Consider the following 20,662-nt stretch of genomic DNA (forward strand, 5'->3'; position numbering starts at 1 on the left):
GTTGATAACAAACAGCACCACGGCGAGTGCCATGGCGACCGCACCAAGCGCAATCCAAACAGCACTCATCCGATCGCCCCCTGCTGCCAAAGCCCAAATGTAACGCCGAAAATCAGCACGATCACTGCCACACGCAAAAGGCCCATCAGCACCCTGTAGGCGATGAAGGCTATCCCAAGCGCAAGAAGAATCGAGACGAAGCCCATCGCGATCTACCAACCACTCCTGTAGTCATGATTGGCATCGACCATTTCCTTGAGAGTGGTCGGACCACCCGAAGGTTCTGATGTGTGACGCCCCGGCTCCTGCGTGCCCGCTTTCGGCGTCTCACCCGCAGCCAAAGCATCAAGCACCGCGTCAAGGCGCTCAGGCGTCAAATCTTCGTAATTGTCATCGTTGATCTGGACCATGGGAGCAGTAGCGCAATTGCCCATGCACTCAACCTCGGTCAGGGTCCAAAGGCCATCTTCGGAGACATGGCCCATCTTCATACCGCGCTTTTTACACCCGCTAATAATGTCGTCAGAACCGCGCAGCATACACGGCGTCGTGCCGCAGACTTGCACGTGATATTTCCCGACCGGCTTCATATTGTACATGAAGTAGAAGGTCGCGACCTCGAGCACGCGGATCACCGGCACGTCGATATATTTCGCGACATATTCGATGACAGGCAGCGGGAGCCAGCCTTGCGTATCGGTCTCTTCGCCAACCTGGCGTTGAGCCAGATCAAGCAGCGGCATAGTCGCCGACTTCGCCCGACCTTCCGGGTATTTCGCGATGTGGTAATCGGCCTTTTTCTTATTCTCTTTCGACCACTCAAAAGAGCCCCAACGCGCGCGCAGTTCAGGGGTATCGGGTGCGGGTGTACGGTCAGCCATTAGATTTTTCCTGAACCTTAGGACCTTCTTCGCGCAGGAGGGGCGCCGCAACGGCACCAAATCCAGCAGCCGCCGCGACAAGCAAGTGTTCCGGCACTCCAAAACTGAAATTGAAGAAATAATCACCCAGAGTTAGCGTCGTGAAGGTCATCGAACCAACCGATAGAAACTCACCAATCTTTGATCCTGCCGCCTTCACCGATCACACTCCCCAAACACAACATCAATCGCGCCAAGGATGGCGGTCGCATCGGCCAGCATGTGGCCTTTGGTCATCATCTCCATGGCTTGAAGGTGGCTAAATGCGGTCGGGCGAATTTTGCAGCGGTAGGGTTTGTTGGTCCCGTCGCTGACGAGGTAGACGCCGAATTCGCCCTTAGGGCTTTCGGTTGCGACGTAGACTTCGCCCGCTGGCACGTGGAAGCCTTCGGTGTAGAGCTTGAAGTGATGGATCAAGCTTTCCATCGACTGCTTCATCTCGCCGCGCTTGGGCGGGGAGACTTTGCCATCTGTGCTCGCAATCGGGCCTTGCGGCATATCGCGGATACATTGCTTGATGATCTTGGCGCTCTCACGCACTTCGGCGACCCGCACCATAAAGCGGTCGTAGCAGTCCGAATTGGTGCCAACCGGAATGTCGAACTCCATCCGGTCATAGACATCGTAAGGCTGCGATTTCCTAAGGTCCCACGGAATGCCAGCGGCCCGGATCATTGGCCCTGAGAAGCCCCAAGCAATCGCATCATCGCGGCCCACAATGGCGATATCGACATTGCGCTGCTTAAAGATGCGGTTGTCCATCACGAGGCTCATCGCGTCGTCGAACAGTTGGAAGAAACGGTTGTCGAGCCAATCGCCGATATCAACGAGCAGCTTCTCAGGCACATCTTGGTGCACACCGCCGGGACGGAACCATGCAGAGTGCATGCGCGCGCCCGACGCCCGTTCAAAGAAGTTCAGGCAGTCTTCACGCAGCTCAAACACCCAGAGGTTGGGCGTCATCGCACCCACGTCCATCACGTGAGCGCCGATGTTGAGCATGTGGTTGCAGATGCGGGTAAGCTCAGCAAACAGCACACGCAGATACTGCGCCCGCTCTGGAACCTCGATGTTCAGCAGCTTCTCAATCGCAAGCACGTATGAGTGCTCCTGACACAGCGGCGAACAGTAATCGAGGCGGTCAAAGTATGGCAGCGCTTGCAGATAAGTCTTCTGCTCAATCAGCTTCTCAGTGCCGCGGTGAAGCAGGCCCACATGCGGGTCCACCCGCTCAACCACTTCGCCATCAAGCTCCATCACCATGCGAAGCACGCCGTGCGCTGCGGGGTGTTGAGGCCCGAAGTTCAGAGTATAATTCTGGATGACATCGCCGTCATTGGTGGGCGATTCTTCGATTTGGACGCTCATTTGTCATCCTCCTCTTCGTCGATCTCAAAGACGACACCATCCTTGGGTGCCTCGTCCTTCGCTTCTTCCCCAGCAGGAGCAGGCTCCTCAGCTTTTTCGTCTCCGGGAAGAACATATTCGCCGCCCTCCCATGGGGAGAGGAAGTCAAAGGTCCGCATATCCTGCGGCAGTTCAACCGGCTCAGAAACAACGCGTTTTTCCTCTTCGGAATAGCGCAGCTCAGTGTAGCCCGTCATCGGGAAGTCTTTGCGGAACGGATGCCCCTCAAAGCCATAATCTGTGAGAATGCGGCGAAGGTCTTGGTTGCCCTCAAATACGACGCCGTAAAGGTCGAACACCTCACGCTCGAGCCAACCCGCGTTGGGCCAAAGCGTTGTGACCGTGGGCACAGGCGTATCCGCATCGATCGAGCACTTGACCATAACCCGGTGGTTCTTGGTGAGCGAGAGGAGCATATAGACAACCTCAAACCGCTCAGCACGATCCGGATAATCAGCGCCCGCGATTTCCATCAGCTGCTGATAATCGTGATCGTCTTTGAGCGAACGAAGGACGGTCGCAATTTCTTCGCGCTTTGCCGTGAGGATGATCTCACCATGCTGCTCAGTGCTGCCTTCAAGCCAAACACTCAAAGAGCCGGCAAGCGCATCAATCACGCCCTCGTTAGAGGCGTATTTTGGAGCGGAGTGAACAACAGTCACAGGTCTATCTCCTAACGCTCAATCGTGCCGACACGGCGGATTTTCCGCTGCAATTGCATCACGCCGTAAAGCAACGCCTCGGCTGTCGGAGGGCAACCCGGGACGTAAATATCTACCGGTACAATCCGATCGCATCCGCGCACGACGGAATAGGAATAGTGGTAATAGCCGCCGCCATTCGCGCATGACCCCATGCTGATCACATATTTTGGATCAGACATCTGGTCGTAAACCTTGCGCAGAGCCGGCGCCATTTTGTTGCACAGCGTGCCCGCCACAATCATCACGTCTGATTGACGCGGCGAAGCACGCGGCGCGGCACCGAACCGCTCCATATCATAACGCGGCATGTTGACGTGGATCATCTCCACCGCACAGCATGCTAGACCAAAGGTCATCCACCAAAGCGAACCCGTGCGCGCCCATTGGAACAGATCCTCCGTCGAAGTGATGAGGAAGCCTTTGTCATTCACTTCGGATTGAAGCGCGCGGAAGTAATCTTGATCAGGCGCGCGCACTTCGCCGCCCTTGGCGGTTTCCAAAGCGCTTACGTCGGAGAGATTTGCAGGAGGGGTGATTGTGTTCATTGCCAATTCCTCATTGCCAATCCAGGGCACCCTTCTTCCACTCATAAGCAAGGCCAATGGCGAGGATGGTAAGGAAGGTCATCATACCGATCCAACCGTCCCAGCCCGTCTCTCCGAGGCTTACAGCCCAGGGGAAGAGAAACGCCGCCTCAAGGTCGAAGATGATGAAGCTGATCGCGACTAGATAAAACTGAACGTCAAACTGGCTGCGCGAATCTTCAAAGGCGGGGAATCCGCATTCATATTCAGAGAGTTTCTCAGCATCCGGATTGTGCGCTCCGGTCAGGCGTGAGACACCCATCGGCAGGAAAACAAACAGGACCGAAAGTCCGAGAGCTATGCCGATAAAGAGAAGTATCGGAAGATACTGACTTAGGTCGACGGATTGGCCGATCATCACTCTGTCCATGTGTTTCTATCCCAGTGGGCAAGCCCCTAGGCCGGTCGCGCGCACCGCGCAAGAGGCACAAACGCTTAAAGCAGCGCATATGTGTTGCGCTCTGCGCAATTGGCATTGACCCGATCATCGAAAGTGCGATCTTAAGCGCCTTTCATCAATTGCTGTAACCGTCAGCTCATCTCGTGAGAACAGGGACATATGACCCAAATTAAACTCTATGGATATTGCACCAGTCCCTACGTACGAAAGGTCGGTGCCTTCCTCATGTACAAGGGGCTCGACTTTGAATTTGTCGGCATCAGCCCGCTCGAAGCCGCGCAAAGACTGGCCAAATTTGGCGGCACCCAGGTCCCTGTTCTAGAGATTGACGAAGAGTGGAAACGCGACTCCACTCCGATCGGTCTCTGGTTGGATGAACTCTATCCGGAAAAACGACTTGTTCCAGAGGATGAAGCGGGCCGCAACGCGGTGCTGGAGCTCGATCGCTGGGTAAGCGATCGCTTTATGCCTTCGATCTTCCGCGGCGCTCTCGATGCGGAGCTAAATCTCGACTTTCGCCGCGTTGCATGGAGGCTCGCTGCTTTGGTCTCAAGCCATTCGCCAATGCCGGAAGAAATCCGTCACAACTGGCCCAACGTTCTAAAGACCGCCGAGTTCATCCAATCGATGAGACCGCAAATGAACATGGAAGCTGATGCGATGACAAATCGCATGCAGCTTGCGGGTGAATTGGTCGAGCGGATTGGTAGCGGACCATTTCTTGGTGGGCGGGACGAACCCGGTATCGCCGACCTGTCCATCTTTCCGCAAGTTGTCTTTGGAGTAATGGGAGGACTTGAGGAGAAACTAAGCGCTGCTGCATTGCCTCCTGTCAAGGCGTGGCTGGAGAGAGTGACAGAACATTTGCCACCCAATCCAACCCTCATTCCTGATGCATTTGTTGTAACACCATTGAAGGAAGCACTCGCCTAGGCTGGCAGCGCTGTCCCCGGCTTACTTCATCATACCGGCAATCGCCTTGCGAGTTGTCTTACCATAGGGTGGCTTGAACCCGCCAAGCTTGGCGATGTCGATCTTGGGTTGATGATAGACTGATCGTGCGTGGCTGAACTCTTTAAAGCCCTCTATCGCATGATAGCTACCCATCCCCGATGGACCGACACCACCAAAGGGCAAGTCCTCGATCGAGATATGGAAGATCACGTCGTTAGTCGTCACGCCACCTGATATTGTTCGAGTGAGCACGCGCTCTTGCTCAGACTTGTCATCGCCGAAATAATAAAGGCCAAGCGGGCGATCATTTTCGTTTACGTAGTCAACCGCCTCATCGACAGCACGGTATGTCTTAACCGGCAAGACCGGACCGAAGATCTCCTCCTGCATTGCGGTCATCTCTTCGTTGACATTCTTGAGGATCGTCAACGGCATTTTGCGCTGGTTGGCATTGCCAAAGTCTTCTCCCGCAGGATTAACCTCGATCACCTCGGCACCCTTATCGCGGGCATCTTCAACCAAGCCTTGCAAGCGCTCAAAATGTCGATCCGAAACGATCGACGCGTAGTCATCATTCTTGAGCACCGTCGGGTACATATTAGTCGCACCCTGGACGACACCCTGAACGGCATCATCCTGTTTATCCTCAGGCACATACATATAGTCGGGCGCCAAGCAGATTTGTCCGGCGTTCATCATCTTGCCGAGTGCAATACGCTCTCCCGCCTTGGCAAAGTCTGCGCTTTTCCCCATGATGACAGGCGATTTTCCGCCAAGCTCTAAGGTCACCGGCACAAGATGCTTTGAGGCTGCTTCCATAACGCGGCGACCGGTTGCGGTAGAGCCAGTGAAAACCAAATGGTCGAAAGGAAGCGAAGAGAAAGCCGCAGCAACCTCTGGTCCACCAGTCACAACGGCAAGCTCGTCCGGAGTAAAATACTCCTCTACCAGTTCAGCCATCAATAGGCTGGTACGCTCAGTAAACTCGCTCGGCTTAATCATCGCACGATTGCCCGCGGCGAAGATTTGCATAAGTGGCCCAAATGCGAGTTGAACCGGAAAGTTCCAAGGCGAGAGGATACCAATCACGCCCTTTGGTTCATAGCGTAGCTCTGCTTTTGCACCCAACAGACCGAGAGGAAATTGCGGCGAGCGTTTCTCAGCTTTGGCCCATTTGTCCATGTGTTTGAGAGCGTGTTTTCCGGCACCAACCGTTGCGGCGATGTCGGTTATCATGGACTGGTCCATCGAACGGCTGCCAAAGTCGGCCGCCATGGCTTTGCAAAGGTTCTCACCGTGATCCTTTAGCAGTGCGATCGCCCGCTTGATCCGGTCCTTGCGCATAGCCATCGTTTCGGGACGTGATGCTGTGAAAGCCTCGCGCTGCAGTTTCAGCAGCGATTCTTGTTTTTCTCGCAGGTCGTCGGCCATTGCCACCCTCTCTTTTATCACGTTTTGATTTGAGACCCACCTTGCGCGAACTCAGCCAAGCGCGCAAGGCAATTGCGAAAATGTAGCGTGCTCCCACATTGCCTTTCGGCCAAGCGATTACTAACTGCACAAGCAATCCATTGACCTCTCCCCAAAGGACCAAAAGCCATGACCCAGTTTGCTGCTTCTGACCCAATTGTCATTCTATCCTACGCCCGTACCCCGATGGGCGGAATGCAAGGCGCACTATCCGATGTATCGGCAACCGAACTTGGTGCAACCGCCGTGAAAGCTGCTGTCGAGCGTTCCGGTGTTGCCGGTGAACAGTTTGACCGCGCCTATATGGGCTGCGTCCTCCCCGCCGGTTTGGGCCAGGCCCCTGCCCGCCAGGCCGCGCTGAAAGCGGGCCTGCCTAAGTCTGTCCAGGCCACGACCGTCAACAAGGTGTGCGGAAGCGGCATGCAGACCGTCATTATGGGCGCAGAAGCACTGGCGAGCGGTACCATTGATTACGTAATTGCGGGCGGAATGGAGAGCATGACCAACGCGCCCTACCTCCTCAAAAAGCACCGTTCGGGCGCGCGGATCGGTCATGACACGACTTACGATCACATGTTCCTGGATGGGCTCGAAGACGCATATGAAGAAGGCCGCGCGATGGGCACTTTTGCTCAAGACACAGCCAATGAATACCAGCTCACCCGCGAAGAACAGGACGCTTACTCGATTGAATCGCTCTCCCGCGCCAATGCTGCGATCGAAGGTGGAGCGTTCGCTGATGAAGTGGTTCCGGTAACTTTCAAAACCCGTAAGGGCGAGGTGACTGTCGACACTGATGAGCAACCCGGCAAAGGGCGCCCCGACAAGATTCCGGCTCTGCGCCCTGCCTTTGCCAAGGACGGCACCATCACAGCGGCCACTTCAAGCTCAATCTCAGACGGTGCCGCTGCTGTTGTTCTGACCCGCGAAAGCGTTGCGAAGGAAAACGGTCAAGAACCCGTTGCCAAGATCATTTCTATGGCTGCCCATGCGCGTGAGCCTAAGGACTTCACGGTTGCACCAGTGGGCGCAATCGAGAAGGTTCTCAAGAACGCTGGTTGGTCAATCGACGACGTTGACCTTTGGGAAGTAAACGAAGCGTTCGCTTGTGTGGCCATGTTCGCCATGCGCGACATCGGCATCGATCACGCAAAGATCAACGTGAACGGCGGCGCGACGGCACTTGGTCACCCAATCGGCGCATCGGGCACCCGGATCGTCGTGACCCTGCTCAACGCTCTCAAGTCGCAGGGGAAAAAGCGCGGAGTCGCCAGTCTGTGCATTGGGGGTGGCGAGGCAACAGCTGTGGCCGTAGAATTGGTTTAAGGGATACCCAGAGCCCTCTGCCTAAACCGGAGGGCTCAATCCTACATTTCGCCGCTACCCCAAACCCTTTCGGCCAGCACCCATCCGGTGCGGCCGCCGACATCAATCTCGCAATAGTTCTGACGACAACCTAGCAAATCACCCACCACTCCCGGTTCAGCTTTCCAACGTACCAGCGAGCTTGCGGCCGGCTCCGCGCGCAATTCGGCCAAACCGTCGCCAATGATCAATGCGCCGAGATTTGGGCTCAGTTGGCTTGATGCGATCCATCCTTGTGTGCCTTCGGGATCCTGCACCAAACGCCATCCCTCACGCAAGCGCACTACCCTCACCGGCAAGCCTTTGCGCTTGTAAACCCAATCGATCGGGTAATCCTGGCTTGGCCCTTTACGCATATTGACCTGATCGAAGCGCAGAGTAGCCCAATAAGGCACCTCTCGATCCTGAGCCTGAATTGCCTCAGGCCATGAAACAACCGAGAACCCAATCGTAAAGGCAAAGATGGCAAGAAATCGCAGCGCTTTCATACTGCCGTGATAACCAAGCTCAGCGGCAAATTTCAAGCCGTAGTCCTTCAGGGCGTTTGTCCTGTGTGCCAATCCGGGATGAGCCCGCTTGACGCTTTGGTCCCAAAGCCATTAGCGCTAGGCGAACAATGTCTCAAAACCACAATCCACCGCATTTTGCCTCTGGTACACCCAAGGTCGTTGTTACTCGCCACTTGGCCCCCACCGTGGAGGCACGCATGGGCGAGCTTTATGACGTGTCGCTCAACACTTCGGATGAGCCGATGACACGCAAAGAACTCATCTCAGCAATGGCCATTTGCGATGTGCTGGTCCCAACGGTGACCGATACCATTGATGCCAAGATGATCGACGGGGCGGGAGACCACCTTCGCCTGATCGCAAATTTTGGAGCGGGCACAGAGCATATCGACCTCGAAGCCGCAGCTGCGCGCAAGATTATGGTCACCAACACGCCGGGCGTCTTCACCGATGATACGGCCGATTTGGCGATGGCAGGGATCATCGGAGTACCGCGTCGCATTCGGGAAGGAGTGGACCTTATCCGTACCGGTCGCTGGACTGGCTGGGCACCCACGGGGATGTTGGGCCGCAAGATCGGTGGCAAAGTTCTCGGCATTATTGGCATGGGGCGTATTGGACAGGCGGTGGCGCACCGGGCTCGCGCGTTTGGGATGGAGATTGCTTACACGGGCCGCAAGCCTTTGCCCGCGGCAATGGAGTCGATGCTAGGCGCGCGGTTTGTTGCAGATGTCGACGACTTGGTGGCTGAGGCCGATATCCTGACACTTCACTGCCCTCTGACCGACGCCACGCGGGGGCTCATCGACGCCCGCCGTATCGCTTTGATGAAGCCGGGTTCGAGTATAGTGAACACGGCGCGCGGAGAGATCATCGATCAGGAGGCACTGATTGAAGCGCTCCAGTCCGGGCATCTCGTCGGTGCTGGCCTTGATGTCTTTCCGGAAGAGCCCAAGGTCGATTCTCGGTTGATCAAACACCCCAATGTGATGACTCTCCCGCATATCGGCAGCGCCACGGTCGAAGGTCGGGAAGCTTCTGGCGAAAAGGTCATCGCCAACATTCGCTTCTGGGCTGATGGCCACAGGCCGCCAGATCAAGTGCTGACCGCACTGGTGGGCGGCTAGTCGTCTTCCAACGCTTAGTCGGTCACAGTACCATCACGACATTCAGCTAGCTCTAAAGCAATGATTTGAGCGATTCGTTGAGCCGCGACCCGACCGGAGCCGAAGGCCAAATGTGGGATATTCACCTGATGTTCTGCGTCACGCTCGTCACCTTTGCCTGACGCGCATCCAGGGGCAATAATGCCGTCTTTGTGAGACCAGATCGCAACCGTGTGAACCGGCGGCTTTACACTTGGATCATCAGGCAGATTGGGCTTTGTCACTGTGTGGTCATTAAGTGCATTATAAATCCTCCACGCATTGTTAGCCTGCCGGTCGCCTGAAAAAGGGGTGCCCAGCGTTACAACCATTTTCACTAGTTCTGGATGCCTCTGCGCTAATACGCGGGCGTAGATACCGCCAAGGCTCCACCCGACGATCACCACAGGTCCACCGTGGCGTTCGTGCATTTGTTCGAGTCCGATCCGCCCTCTCTCAAGCCTCTCAGCAGTGACGCCAGTCAAGAACCCAAAGCCTGAAGGATAGGTCGGAAAACCGCTCGCAGCCAAAGTACGGCGAAGCAGGCTGGTTGTGCCATCATTTGATAGCAGGCCTGGTATGACCATAACCGGAGGCGGATCGCCCTCGAGCTTGAAATCGAGTTCAACCATTTTTGCGCTTCTGAACTGGCTTGCCGCGATCACTGGAAGCCATGGCAGCTCTCTCACCAAGAGCCCAAAGGACGGAGGTTTTACCCTGCTCATCAGATGCTTAACGAATAAAGCTTGTTGAACTCACCCGGTTGATAGCCAGCAAAGGACCCGCAAGGCTCAAACCCAAAACTCTTGTAGAGCGCCACAGCAGCCTCGAAAACATCGCCCGAACCTGTTTCCAGCTTGATCTCAGATAAATCCAATTGGCGTGCGTGTTCGATCAGATGTGTCAGCATAGCCTTCCCAGCGCCATTCCCTCTGGCTTTAGGATGCGCACGCATTGACTTGATTTCGCCAAAGTCGTCGTGGGATCGAAGCGCACCGATGGAAAGCAACTGATCCCCCTCCCACGCCGCAAACACATCAATATCGGGTTGCTTCAAGCCGCTTAGATCGAGCACATGGCAAGTACCCGGCGGAGAAAACGCCTCCATCTCATCATGATGGAGCTCCAGCAGCGCAATGACTTCGGGTTCCGATAAGTCAGTCCGCCGAATCTCCATTGCCTAAATCAACCCCGGTACTTTGACATCAGCATCGAGCCATTGGTCCCACCAAATCCAAAGCTATTCGTCATAACTGTATCGAGCCCAGCGTTCTCAATGAGGCTAGTCGCGATCTCTTCGGGCTTGAGCGCTGGATCAAGAGTTTCTACGTTGATGGATGGAATGATGAAGTCATTCTCCAAAGCAAGCAGGCAATAAACCGCCTCTTGTGCTCCGGTTGCGCCCTGGCTGTGCCCGGTCATCGACTTTGTCGAGCTAACTGGTGGAGTTGAACCATCGCCAAATACGCGGCGCACAGCTTCGATCTCGCCGACATCGCCGACTGGGGTCGAAGTGCCGTGAGCATTGATGTAGCTGACCTTGCGACCCTCTGGCAGGGTCCTGAGGGCACCGGCCATCGCACGCTCACCACCCTCGCCCGATGGAGCAACCATGTCTGCACCGTCCGATGTGGCGCAAAAGCCAGTGACTTCAGCATAAATCTTCGCTCCGCGCGCTTGAGCGTGTTCAAGGCTTTCAAGCACAACCATGGCACCGCCCCCGCCGATCACAAAGCCATCGCGGTCTGCATCGAAAGCACGGCTCGCGCGCTCGGGCGTGTCATTGTATTTGCTCGACATCGCGCCCATTGCATCAAACAGGCAGGAAAGTGTCCAATCGAGCTCTTCGCCGCCCCCGCCAAACATCACATCCTGCAAGCCCAAAGCGATCTGCTGCGCGGCCATGCCGATGCAGTGAAGTGAAGTTGAGCACGCTGACGTGATCGAGAAGTTCATTCCCTTGATATGGTACGCCGTTGCAAGGTTTGCGCTCACGGTGGAAGACATGGTCTTTGGCACTGCAAGCGGCCCGATACGCTTCGTCGCGCCTGTTTTCAAAACTGTCTGGTGTGCTGCCAGCATCGCGGAAGTAGAAGGGCCGCCAGACCCAGCGATCACCCCAGTCATCGGGTTGATCACGTCTTTTTCTTCAAGTCCCGCATCTGCGATTGCCTGACCCATCGCGATATAAGCGTAGGCCGCGCCCGGACCCATGAAGCGCAATGTGCGCTTGTCCACCTGCTCTTTGATGTCGAGATCAATTGCACCCGCAACTTGCGAGCGGAAACCGTGTTCGGCCATGTCTTCGTTGAAGGTGATGCCCGATTTCCCGGACTTGAGTGATGCCCTCACCTCTTCGGCATTATTCCCGATTGAGGAGACAATCCCCAGCCCTGTTATTACTACGCGGCGCATTATGTCCCCTTAATTTGCCAAGCGACCTGATAATACCCTTGTGGCGATCATGCCTCAGACAGCGCAACTTTCATATCTTTGACTTGATAGATGACCTCACCGTCGGCCTCGACCCGGCCATCGGCCACCCCCATTGTGAGGCGCCGAGTCTGCACAGCCTTGGTGAAATCCACAAAATATTTCAGCATCTTGCGATCAGGACGTACCATCCCGGTAAGCTTCACTTCACCCACTCCAAGAGCATATCCGCGCCCCTGCCAACCGCGCCATCCCAGATTAAATCCAGTGAGTTGCCAAAGGCCATCAAGGCCTAGGCAGCCCGGCATAATCGGGTTGCCAGGAAAATGGCAATCGAAGAACCAGAGATCAGGATTTATGTCGTATTCGGCGACAATATGGCCCTTCCCATGCTCGCCGCCATCGCCGGAAACATCGGTAATCCGGTCCATCATCAGCATTGGTGGAGCAGGCAATTGCGCATTGCCGGGGCCAAAAAGTTCCCCCCGGGCGCACTTCAACAGATCTTCGCGATCAAAATGGGTTGGAAAGTCCATCATGCCCGTCCGGGCTCCTCGATTACTGACATTAGTGTTAGGGCGGCGACTAGCACCCCGCATGGGTGATGGAAAGACCGCAAGGTTAGCTCGTTGAAAACTGTTGGGGTAAGCTAGGGCTAGGCGTTGGAGCAGGCCTCAATTTGGTCGGGTTCCAAACGTTTCTCACTACGTTCAAATCGAGTGAAATAGCTTGTGAGGTCCGGGCGCTCGACAAACTCGACCAGTTTGTAGCCCACCGCTTCAAGCTCGCAGAAAAGAAGCTTCGGGGGAATACCCCCTGCATTGGTGGGCCGGTCATACTCGACAATTATCACCTGTCCGCCCTCAGCAAGCGCAGGCCACATACGCCACATAAAGGCATAGGGCTCGGTCACCTCACTGTAGACGTGGACAAGAAAAATCCTATCAAAACTATCTGTGGGAAGTTGGGGGTCATCGGTCTCACCGAGCTTGATCGAGATATTTTCAAGCCGTTCGCGCTCTACCCTTCGGCCGAGCCGCTCCAGCGCTTCGCGATCAATATCTTGAGCAAGCACTCGGCCTGCTTCGCCGACGCGGGTGCCAAGGCGCACGGTGTAGTAGCCCTCTCCGGCCCCGATATCGGCGACGGTCATCCCATCTGTGATATTGGCCAAATCCATCACCGCCTGCGCTTCGCCCCTTTCTTCCCGGGCATCCTCATTAGGGAATGGATCCACGCCGGCAGCTGCCCCGTTGGGTACCGGACGATCAGGTGGCGGGAATTCTGCTACACTTTCCGGTCTGTCCGAAACAGGAGTATCACAACCGGCAAGCGACAAACCTGCCACCCCAATCAAACTGAACATGGCGCGACGAGAGGTCATGGGATTGGGAGCGTCCGCATTCCTGAGACAAACACATCAAACGCAAGATCGCCCTGTCGCCAAGGAGATTGTCGAGCATTTGTACGCCTATTCACGGCGACGGCCGTCTTCCGAAACACTTCGTCTAGCGACTGGCGACGATCAATTTGTTTTGCAAACTCAATTGCAAAAGGGCTGCCTTTTCCTGGTTGATCGCCATCCTCGGCCACATTTCCTGGTTCAGTCGAAAAAAATGCAACAGCAGAAAGTCCACGCAGATTGCCGAGCTGGGCAAGCCCATTTCCAGCGTCTGACATATCTTCCAAACGGATGAACCCAAGGCTGCGGCTCGCCCCGTCGATTGCAACGATATCCAGGTCCTTTTCAGGTTCCGCATCAAAATAGGGATTATCCCGGCACGCGTCGATCACGATTACCGCTCCGCGGGCACGATTGGTAATCTGAGTGATTAGGGCATCAAGCGGTATGAGTGAGACGCCGTCGGAACTCAGTAGGTAGTTCAGTCCGTCAAACTGAAACCCATGACCGGCATAGTAGAACATGCCAATGTCATCACCAGACAGCGTGTCGAGCCACGCATTAAAGCCCACCTGCCATTCTTCGGCAGTCGGCTCTTCCAGAACAGTCATATCCCTGACAGTGGTTGAACCAAGGGAGGATTGGATAAGCCGCAAATCAGCCAATGGATTGGCAAGACGCAAGTCCTCGTCCCCAGCTTCCTCATAATTCGAAGCGATCAGGAGCACTTTGACTTCCGCTTGCGCCACATCTGGCAGAGCCGCCAAAGCCAGCATCAGCACACTTAAGAAACGCATCACCACCATCAGAGTCTAAATGATAGGCCTAAGTTGAACCCATGATTGACCCGAGCGTCGGAAAAGCTCTGATCGCCAGACACGGGAAAAAAGAGAACTGCGCGATATCGCATATCAAGCGCTAGAGAATCAGAGAGAATGAACTGTGCTCCGACCGCGATATCAGGGCCAAAGCTAATCTCGTCCGGATTCTCGAAATCGGAATTCACTTCGTCAGCTGCAATGCTGAGCGGCCTCGTGATAATCCTTGCCGTGTAAGCGGGCTGATAGCTTGCGTGGAGCATACCATTGGCAAAGGCCACCGCATTCTCCGCGAAGGGCGCGAACATTGTTGCCCCGGCTCTTGCGCTGAATGTGGTGAGTTCAGCTTCGTTCGTGGTCGCGAACTCCAACACTCCGGACTCCGGCGGAACAAACATGCCCATTTCTTGGGTCAGAATTTCCGAGGGGATGTTACCGGTCTGCGCACTGCGAATATTGATCTCTGCATCGGCCTCGATCCGTTCAAAGCGAACGCCGGCAAAGATGGCAAACTGCTCATTCTGACGCCTTTGCCAAGTCGCCTCCAGGTCAATTCTCTCATAATCGACCGCCCCGGCAAGTATTTGAGTGGCGATGTCTGTGATACTCGTATCGCCCACCGTAAGAGTCGATGTTGTCGAAGAAAGAAGATCAATCGTGCCCGAGCCTTCACCATATCCTGCAGACAAAGTGAAACGATCGCGGTCATCGCCGAAATTGATCATCCCTCCAACCATTGCGAAACCAATTTGGTTTGCAGTCACACCTTCACCCTCAAAGGTCGTATCGAAGGTTACGTCATCGGTCTGAAAAACGTCGCGCAAGTTTTGCAAGAAAACTTCATCGCCCCGGCGCGCGATCAAAGCTTGATCACTTCCATCGGAGGTACGCAGATTAGAGTTATCAAAATAATAGGCAACGCGCGGCCCGACAATCACATCTGCGGCAGCGGGGTGAGCGCTTGCGGCCACGATTGCGCACAGTCCGATCTTAATCCAGTTCTTACTCGACATCCTCGACATCAACGGTCTCTCCTGTCACGCGCTGCGCCAATGCCGCAGATATGTAATCATCAATATCACCGTCTAGCACCCGGTCAGGTGAGGAGCTGGTGACGCCCGTGCGAAGGTCTTTGACCATCTGATAGGGTTGGAGGACGTAAGAGCGGATTTGGTGTCCCCAGCCAATCTCACTCTTTTCCTGATACTCACCTGAAGCCGCTGCCTCACGCGCGGCCATTTCCCGTTCGAATAGCCGTGCTTTGAGCATATTCATTGCGGTGGCGCGGTTCTTATGTTGTGAACGGTCGTTCTGACTCGCCACCACTATGCCTGTAGGCTGGTGGGTGATGCGGACAGCGGAATCTGTTGTGTTGACGTGCTGACCGCCTGCGCCTGAGGCGCGGTAAGTATCGATCTTGAGGTCCGCTGGATTGATCTCGATATCGATGTCGTCTTCGATCACAGGATAGACCCAGACCGAGGAGAAGCTGGTGTGACGCTTGGCTGCACTGTCATAGGGGCTGATCCGGACGAGGCGGTGCACACCGCTTTCTGTTTTGGAATAGCCGTAAGCATTTTCACCTTTGATCAGCAGAGTCGCCGATTTGATGCCCGCCTGATCGCCTGCCTGATACTCAACCGTTTCGACCTTAAACCCGCGCCGTTCAGCCCAACGGCTGTACATCCGGAAGAGCATTTCGGCCCAATCCTGGCTTTCCGTGCCACCCGCGCCGGCATGAATCTCCAGGTAGGTGTCATTGCCGTCAGCCTCGCCTGAAAGCAGCGCTTGCACCTTATCAGCATCGGCTCGCGCAGCGAGTTTCTCAAGGCTGCTAAGACCATCATTGACTATGCTCTCTTCGCCCTCAGCTTCCCCCATCTCGATGAACTCAACTGCATCGCCCATTTCGGCGCTGATTTCGTTTACGGTGTTGACCGCAGTCTCTAGCAGCTTTTGCTCCCGGCTGATCTTTTGTGCTTCCTTGGGATTGTCCCAAAGCGTGGGGTCCTGAACCCGCGCATTGAGTTCATCAAGACGCCGCAACGCGCTTTCCCAATCGAGCGATTGGCGAACAAGATCGAGCGCTGCTTCGATCCGGTCAATATGGGCTTGGGCCTCGGCCCGCATGGGAATTCCTTTGGTTTAAACTTGGTGGGCCCGATTAACGCGAGCGAGCCGATTGTAAAGGCACAGAGCGGCGTATTTGTCCTCAGTTAGAGAGCGCGCGCACCGCTTCAAGCGTCTTTGCTACGTGGCTACGAAAATCGCTGTCTGAATGGACAAATGCGATACTTCCATCCTGTGCGATCACATAGGAAGTTCGGCTTGCGAGACCTGAATCTCTGAGCGCGACATCGTAAGCCTCGATCAAGCGCTCGTCCGCTACCCCAACTGGAAATGCATCGCGGCATTCCTCTTTGCTGAACCGCTCGAGCGTTTCGATGTCGTCATTGGACATGCCGATCACGCTTGAGCCCTCCTGGCGAAACTCCGGCATGGCCTCAGCAAATGCATTGGCTTCCGGCGTGCAGCCCGACGTAAACGCTTTAGGATAGAAATAGAGTACGACGGGCCCACGTCGAAGAGTCGCCGCATGCGAAAAGCCCATCTCCTTCCCGGCCAAGGCGGCCCGTGTTGTAAAGGCCGGCGCATCAACGCCCACAGGCAACTGCGCTTTCGCCGGTGTGGCAAGCGCATGTCCGGCAAGAACGCCAGCGACGGCGATCAACATCTTACGCATTAGTAGATTCCGCCTTGTTCCTCGGCAAAATTGGCAGGTTCACCTTCGCGCTGGCGATAGACATTACCCTCTCGGCCCGCTGCAATAAGAGCTAGGATCTCATCGCGTTTGGCTGCAATCTCGTCTTGCCGGGTAGAGCGGTCCGGCTCAGTGTCCGGCTTAAACGCTTCCCAAATAATATCGGAACGTGGATCACCTGTTGGCCAGCCATCAAGCACGCGTTTGCCCGTCCGTCGATCAACTCGCACCATGCGTATTCCCTCTGGAGCAACCGCAGGCAAGTCGGACCAGTGGTCACGCGAATTTCTGATAAGATCCTTGATTATCGGCGCAACAATCGTCCCACCGTAGGCATAGCCGCCCATATTGCGCGGTGTGTCGAAGCCCATGTATGCGCCTGCAACAATCCGCTGTGTCCCCCCTACGAACCAAACATCCTTTGGACCACTGGTCGTACCAGTCTTACCGAAGAGAGGCAGGCCGAGATCATTAAGAACCGTGGCCGTGCCGCGTGAGACCACCCCCTCAAGCATATGCATAATCTGAAACGCGGTGCGAGCATCCATTGCTTGCTCGCCCTTAATTCCGAAGCGCGGCATAGACGAACCATCGTAGGCGGCCATATTACAGCCGTTGCACGGACGGTTGTCCGCGCGCCAGATGACCTTGCCGTAACGGTCCTGCACATAGTCGATGACCGTAGGCTGGTTGAGCCTGCCGTGGTTCGCGAGAGCACCGTACGCAGCAACAATGCGCGAGACGGTGGTTTCTTCTGAACCCAAGGACGTGGCCGCATAGGGGTCTGCATCGTCACTAATATTGAGCGCTTTGATCGTATCGACCACATTGTCCATGCCCGCTTGCATGCCAATCTGCACAGTCATGATGTTCTGTGATTGCTCAAGCCCATACCGCATGGGGAATTGCCCAGCACGCCCGCCGCGAATGCACTTTTCGCCAAGCTGGCGACCCTGATAATAGCAATACCGGGTGTTATCGACTTCGGTCGAAGGGGTCATCCCATTATCGAGCCCTGTCGCATAGACGAAGGGCTTGATAGTCGAACCCGGCTGACGCATCGCCTGCGTGGCACGGTTAAAGTCGGAAAGGCGGTGATCAAACCCGCCCTGGATCGCGAGCACCCTTCCGCTTTGAGCGTTCTGCACGACCATACCGCCTTGCGCTTCGGGAATAGTCTCAACTCTAAAGCCATTGCCCACCGGGCTCACAGCAATCACGTCACCTGATTTGAGTGCATTTGGCAAATTCGACAATGGGGATTCATCACCATTGCTAAAGCCAATTGTTGCGGAAGAACCGGTTCGTGTGGTCACAACACCAACGCGCCAATCATCATAGTTCACCGAGAGAAATGAGCTCGCGAGCTGACTGGCCCAATTGCCCTCGCCCACATTGATTGTCGCAATGGGACCTGACCAGGCTCTTCGCCCGTGATAGCGCACAAGTCCGCGGCGCAGGCTCTCACGTGCGGCGTTCTGCATGTCCACGTCAAGCGAAGTCCGTACCCAGAGTCCTCCAGCATAGACGCTGTTCTCGCCATCTTCGGCTGTCTCGCCAAAATCGGCAATCAGCTGGCGGCGAACGTCCTCGAGGAAGTAACCCGCATCCGCGCTGCGCTGGCTCCGTTGCTGTACCAGACCAAGAGGCTGACCCGCAGCGGCATCGCGCTCCGCAATGGTGATAAAACCGTTGTCTTCCATCTGTTCGAGAACGAAGTCACGCCGGGTCATGGCCGCCTCTTCCTGGCCTGAACGACCATAACGTTCAGGTGCTTTTGGAAGAATCGCAAGAAATGCCACTTCGTGAAGTTCAAGCTCACCTACATCCTTGTCAAAATAGGCCCGAGCGGCCGCTTGCACGCCAAATGAGCGCCGACCCAGCGGTATCTCATTCAGATAGAGCTCAAGGATTTCCTGTTTGCTCAGAACGCCTTCGATACGGCTTGCAAGGATCATCTCCTTGAGTTTGCGCGTGACTGAGTACTCGTCACCTAGGAGCAATATCTTCGCGAGCTGTTGGGTGATGGTGGATCCTCCCACAGCACGCTCACCGGAGCCATATTTGGTGGCGTAATCGAACACCGCGTTAGCGGTCCCGGTTACATCGACCCCGCCATGTGAGAAGAATGTTTTGTCCTCAGCAGAAAGATAGGCCTCGACAAGTCGGTCCGGAAAATCAGCATACTGCAACTGAACCCGGCGTTCTCGCGCATAAGAATGGACAATTTCGCCGTCCGCGCCACGCACCACCGTGGGAAGTGGCGTTTGGTACTCAACCAGACTTCCAGCTTCCGGCAAATCGCTGGCAAGCCAGAACCAAAGAGCAAACCACAAGGCAATCAGACCGATCATCGCAGCAGCGCCAAGCTTAAACAAAAGGCTGGCGCGCCATTTCTTGGCAAACCAAGAGGCAGCTCCTCCTAAATCCCGCGCCATGCGAAAACGCACATACGCAAAGAAGGGAAGATCGCTGCTGGTTTCAGGGGTAGTGTCGCTGGACATAGCTTTTTTGATTTACGAGGGTTCAACGAGAATTGCTAGCGCCTTGAGGTTAAGGGGTGTTCGCAATCGTCAACGATTTGACTGCCTGGCAAGGTAAACGCGGATTGCACGTTCAAGAACGTCCGCATAAGCCCGTCTCCCCTCTTGCGTCATGAGACGAGCTAAATCCTCGTCATTGGTGACAAAGCCGCTTTCAAACAGCACACCCGGAACATCAGGTGCGCGCAGAACAGCCAATGCGGCGGAGCGTTTGGCGAAGGGGTGGAAGTTAATCTGGCCCTGCCCCTCGCGAAGAATTAGGTCCGCCAGCACAACCGCGTCTTCTTGCGTGCGCTGCTGCGACAACTCGACAAGAATTTCACTCACTTGACTATTGTCAGTCTCAACCTCGATACCATTCAGCCGATCGGCGGCATTTTCACGTTCTGCGAAACGCGCAGCTGCTTCACTCGATGCCTCATTGGACAGTGTGTAAACGGTGGCCCCCGAAACCTCTTCTCTGTCACCAGCGGAATCGATGTGGACTGACACGAACAGGTCAGCCTCCAATTGCCTGGCTATCTCAGGCCGATATGCCAGGGGAATGATGCGATCATCCTCACGTGTCATGGCCACCCGCACTCCGCCGCGCTCGAGCAGTAGATCGCGAAGCTCAAGACTGAGAGCGAGGACCAGATCCTTTTCATAGACCTCACTGCCATCCGGCAAGCTCTGCACCTTGCCCGGATCGCGCCCTCCGTGGCCCGCATCAATTACCACCAAAGGGCGGGTGGTGTCGCTGGGTCCAGTAATGTCAGGAAGCTCGAGCGGAGGTACTTCCGGTGCGAAAACGAAACGCATCACGTAATCACGTCCCCATTCAGGGACCGGTATGGCCATACCCAAAGCGGTCGCTCCGCCGAGCAGTAGTGCAGGCAGAGCGACGATAATCAAAAGGAGCGTCCGGACACTCATACCGGGATTGGATTAGAATGTTGCGCATGGAGAGCGCAATAGTGTTGCGGCAAGCTACCCACGATGCTAACTGATCTTGCGGAAGCGAAAGGGTTGCCCAATTCTTGGGACAATGGATTTTCGCTTTGTTCACAAGGCCAAGCGCGAGGCACTCGCATCGCGCCCATGGCCCTACACAGGTTGATGCAGTGACGAGAAGCTCCTCCTCGCAAGGTTACGCACAGCGCTTTGGTGCTGGCCAGATCGCGAGTCGCAGCACGGAAACTATCCGCAACTCGATCACAGCAGACACGTTCATGGCGTCTTTCACTGGAAAATCAGCGGGCGCTTTT

At 55.5% G+C, this 20,662-nt stretch carries 23 protein-coding genes; 3 read left to right on the forward strand and 20 right to left on the reverse strand.

Going from position 1 to position 20,662, the window contains the following annotated elements; genetic code table 11:
* Positions 1–65: 65 nt before the first annotated feature.
* Genes Q0778_RS02230 through Q0778_RS02260 form a run of 7 tightly spaced genes read right to left on the reverse strand, consistent with a single transcriptional unit; the run spans position 66 to position 3,973 of the window.
* Positions 66–206: a hypothetical protein gene (locus Q0778_RS02230; RefSeq protein WP_298333679.1), complete on the reverse strand. Its 141-nt coding sequence runs from the start codon at positions 204–206 to the stop codon at positions 66–68.
* Positions 207–212: 6 nt separating this feature from the next.
* Positions 213–881 carry an NAD(P)H-dependent oxidoreductase subunit E gene (locus Q0778_RS02235; protein WP_298333681.1) on the reverse strand — a complete coding sequence of 223 codons (669 nt, stop codon included), beginning with the start codon at positions 879–881 and terminating at the stop codon, positions 213–215.
* Positions 874–1,080: a hypothetical protein gene (locus Q0778_RS02240; protein ID WP_298333683.1), complete on the reverse strand. Its 207-nt coding sequence runs from the start codon at positions 1,078–1,080 to the stop codon at positions 874–876. The genes Q0778_RS02235 and Q0778_RS02240 overlap by 8 nt, the downstream gene beginning before the upstream one ends.
* The gene (locus Q0778_RS02245) at positions 1,077–2,288 is read right to left on the reverse strand and encodes an NADH-quinone oxidoreductase subunit D (RefSeq protein WP_298304991.1); all 1,212 of its coding nucleotides are present in this window, start codon (positions 2,286–2,288) and stop codon (positions 1,077–1,079) included. The genes Q0778_RS02240 and Q0778_RS02245 overlap by 4 nt, the downstream gene beginning before the upstream one ends.
* Entirely contained in the window at positions 2,285–2,989 is a 705-nt protein-coding gene (locus Q0778_RS02250) for an NADH-quinone oxidoreductase subunit C (RefSeq protein ID WP_298333685.1), read from the reverse strand. The genes Q0778_RS02245 and Q0778_RS02250 overlap by 4 nt, the downstream gene beginning before the upstream one ends.
* Positions 2,990–3,000: 11 nt before the next feature.
* Positions 3,001–3,576, reverse strand: a complete 576-nt coding sequence (locus Q0778_RS02255; RefSeq protein ID WP_298304986.1) for an NADH-quinone oxidoreductase subunit B — start codon at positions 3,574–3,576, stop codon at positions 3,001–3,003.
* 10 nt (positions 3,577–3,586) lie between these two features.
* Positions 3,587–3,973, reverse strand: a complete 387-nt coding sequence (locus Q0778_RS02260) for an NADH-quinone oxidoreductase subunit A (RefSeq protein WP_298333687.1) — start codon at positions 3,971–3,973, stop codon at positions 3,587–3,589.
* Positions 3,974–4,174: 201 nt separating this feature from the next.
* Between Q0778_RS02260 and Q0778_RS02265 the strand changes: the two genes are divergently transcribed.
* A complete protein-coding gene (locus Q0778_RS02265; RefSeq protein ID WP_298333689.1) occupies positions 4,175–4,948 on the forward strand; it encodes a glutathione S-transferase family protein in 774 nt (257 codons plus the stop codon).
* A 21-nt stretch (positions 4,949–4,969) separates the two neighbouring features.
* On the opposite strand, the gene Q0778_RS02270 is transcribed toward Q0778_RS02265, so the two are convergent.
* Positions 4,970–6,400 (reverse strand): coniferyl aldehyde dehydrogenase, encoded by a 1,431-nt coding sequence (locus Q0778_RS02270; RefSeq protein ID WP_298333691.1) that lies wholly within the window; start codon positions 6,398–6,400, stop codon positions 4,970–4,972.
* Between the two features lie 168 nt (positions 6,401–6,568).
* Here Q0778_RS02270 and Q0778_RS02275 point away from each other — a divergent pair, with 168 nt between their 5' ends.
* Positions 6,569–7,765 carry an acetyl-CoA C-acyltransferase gene (locus Q0778_RS02275; protein WP_298304975.1) on the forward strand — a complete coding sequence of 399 codons (1,197 nt, stop codon included), beginning with the start codon at positions 6,569–6,571 and terminating at the stop codon, positions 7,763–7,765.
* A 41-nt stretch (positions 7,766–7,806) separates the two neighbouring features.
* On the opposite strand, the gene Q0778_RS02280 is transcribed toward Q0778_RS02275, so the two are convergent.
* The gene (locus Q0778_RS02280) at positions 7,807–8,328 is read right to left on the reverse strand and encodes an SH3 domain-containing protein (protein ID WP_298304973.1); all 522 of its coding nucleotides are present in this window, start codon (positions 8,326–8,328) and stop codon (positions 7,807–7,809) included.
* A 92-nt stretch (positions 8,329–8,420) separates the two neighbouring features.
* On the opposite strand from Q0778_RS02280, the gene Q0778_RS02285 reads away from it, so the two are divergent.
* Positions 8,421–9,440 (forward strand): D-glycerate dehydrogenase, encoded by a 1,020-nt coding sequence (locus Q0778_RS02285; protein ID WP_298333693.1) that lies wholly within the window; start codon positions 8,421–8,423, stop codon positions 9,438–9,440.
* Positions 9,441–9,454: 14 nt separating this feature from the next.
* On the opposite strand, the gene Q0778_RS02290 is transcribed toward Q0778_RS02285, so the two are convergent.
* From Q0778_RS02290 to Q0778_RS02340, 11 genes are all read right to left on the reverse strand, one after another.
* Complete coding sequence (locus tag Q0778_RS02290) at positions 9,455–10,183, reverse strand: alpha/beta fold hydrolase (RefSeq protein ID WP_298304967.1); 729 nt, start codon at positions 10,181–10,183, stop codon at positions 9,455–9,457.
* The gene (locus Q0778_RS02295; RefSeq protein ID WP_298333695.1) at positions 10,183–10,635 is read right to left on the reverse strand and encodes a GNAT family N-acetyltransferase; all 453 of its coding nucleotides are present in this window, start codon (positions 10,633–10,635) and stop codon (positions 10,183–10,185) included. The genes Q0778_RS02290 and Q0778_RS02295 overlap by 1 nt, the downstream gene beginning before the upstream one ends.
* Positions 10,636–10,643: 8 nt before the next feature.
* Entirely contained in the window at positions 10,644–11,873 is a 1,230-nt protein-coding gene (locus Q0778_RS02300; RefSeq protein ID WP_298333697.1) for a beta-ketoacyl synthase N-terminal-like domain-containing protein, read from the reverse strand.
* A 47-nt stretch (positions 11,874–11,920) separates the two neighbouring features.
* Positions 11,921–12,427 (reverse strand): bifunctional 3-hydroxydecanoyl-ACP dehydratase/trans-2-decenoyl-ACP isomerase, encoded by a 507-nt coding sequence (fabA, locus tag Q0778_RS02305; RefSeq protein WP_366519520.1) that lies wholly within the window; start codon positions 12,425–12,427, stop codon positions 11,921–11,923.
* Positions 12,428–12,546: 119 nt separating this feature from the next.
* Complete coding sequence (locus Q0778_RS02310; RefSeq protein ID WP_298304956.1) at positions 12,547–13,275, reverse strand: class I SAM-dependent methyltransferase; 729 nt, start codon at positions 13,273–13,275, stop codon at positions 12,547–12,549.
* Positions 13,272–14,090 (reverse strand): caspase family protein, encoded by an 819-nt coding sequence (locus Q0778_RS02315; protein ID WP_298334854.1) that lies wholly within the window; start codon positions 14,088–14,090, stop codon positions 13,272–13,274. The genes Q0778_RS02310 and Q0778_RS02315 overlap by 4 nt, the downstream gene beginning before the upstream one ends.
* A gap of 8 nt (positions 14,091–14,098) precedes the next feature.
* A complete protein-coding gene (locus Q0778_RS02320; RefSeq protein ID WP_298333702.1) occupies positions 14,099–15,124 on the reverse strand; it encodes a hypothetical protein in 1,026 nt (341 codons plus the stop codon).
* Positions 15,114–16,241 (reverse strand): peptide chain release factor 2, encoded by a 1,128-nt coding sequence (gene prfB / locus Q0778_RS02325; protein WP_298304947.1) that lies wholly within the window; start codon positions 16,239–16,241, stop codon positions 15,114–15,116. The genes Q0778_RS02320 and prfB overlap by 11 nt, the downstream gene beginning before the upstream one ends.
* An 82-nt stretch (positions 16,242–16,323) precedes the next feature.
* Positions 16,324–16,854 carry a peroxiredoxin gene (locus Q0778_RS02330; protein ID WP_298333704.1) on the reverse strand — a complete coding sequence of 177 codons (531 nt, stop codon included), beginning with the start codon at positions 16,852–16,854 and terminating at the stop codon, positions 16,324–16,326.
* Entirely contained in the window at positions 16,854–19,376 is a 2,523-nt protein-coding gene (locus Q0778_RS02335; protein ID WP_298333706.1) for a transglycosylase domain-containing protein, read from the reverse strand. The genes Q0778_RS02330 and Q0778_RS02335 overlap by 1 nt, the downstream gene beginning before the upstream one ends.
* 69 nt (positions 19,377–19,445) lie before the next feature.
* Entirely contained in the window at positions 19,446–20,330 is an 885-nt protein-coding gene (locus Q0778_RS02340; protein ID WP_298333708.1) for an N-acetylmuramoyl-L-alanine amidase, read from the reverse strand.
* Positions 20,331–20,662: the final 332 nt, after the last annotated feature.

The sequence above is a fragment of the uncultured Erythrobacter sp. genome, from assembly GCF_947502395.1.
Lineage (GTDB): Bacteria > Pseudomonadota > Alphaproteobacteria > Sphingomonadales > Sphingomonadaceae > Erythrobacter.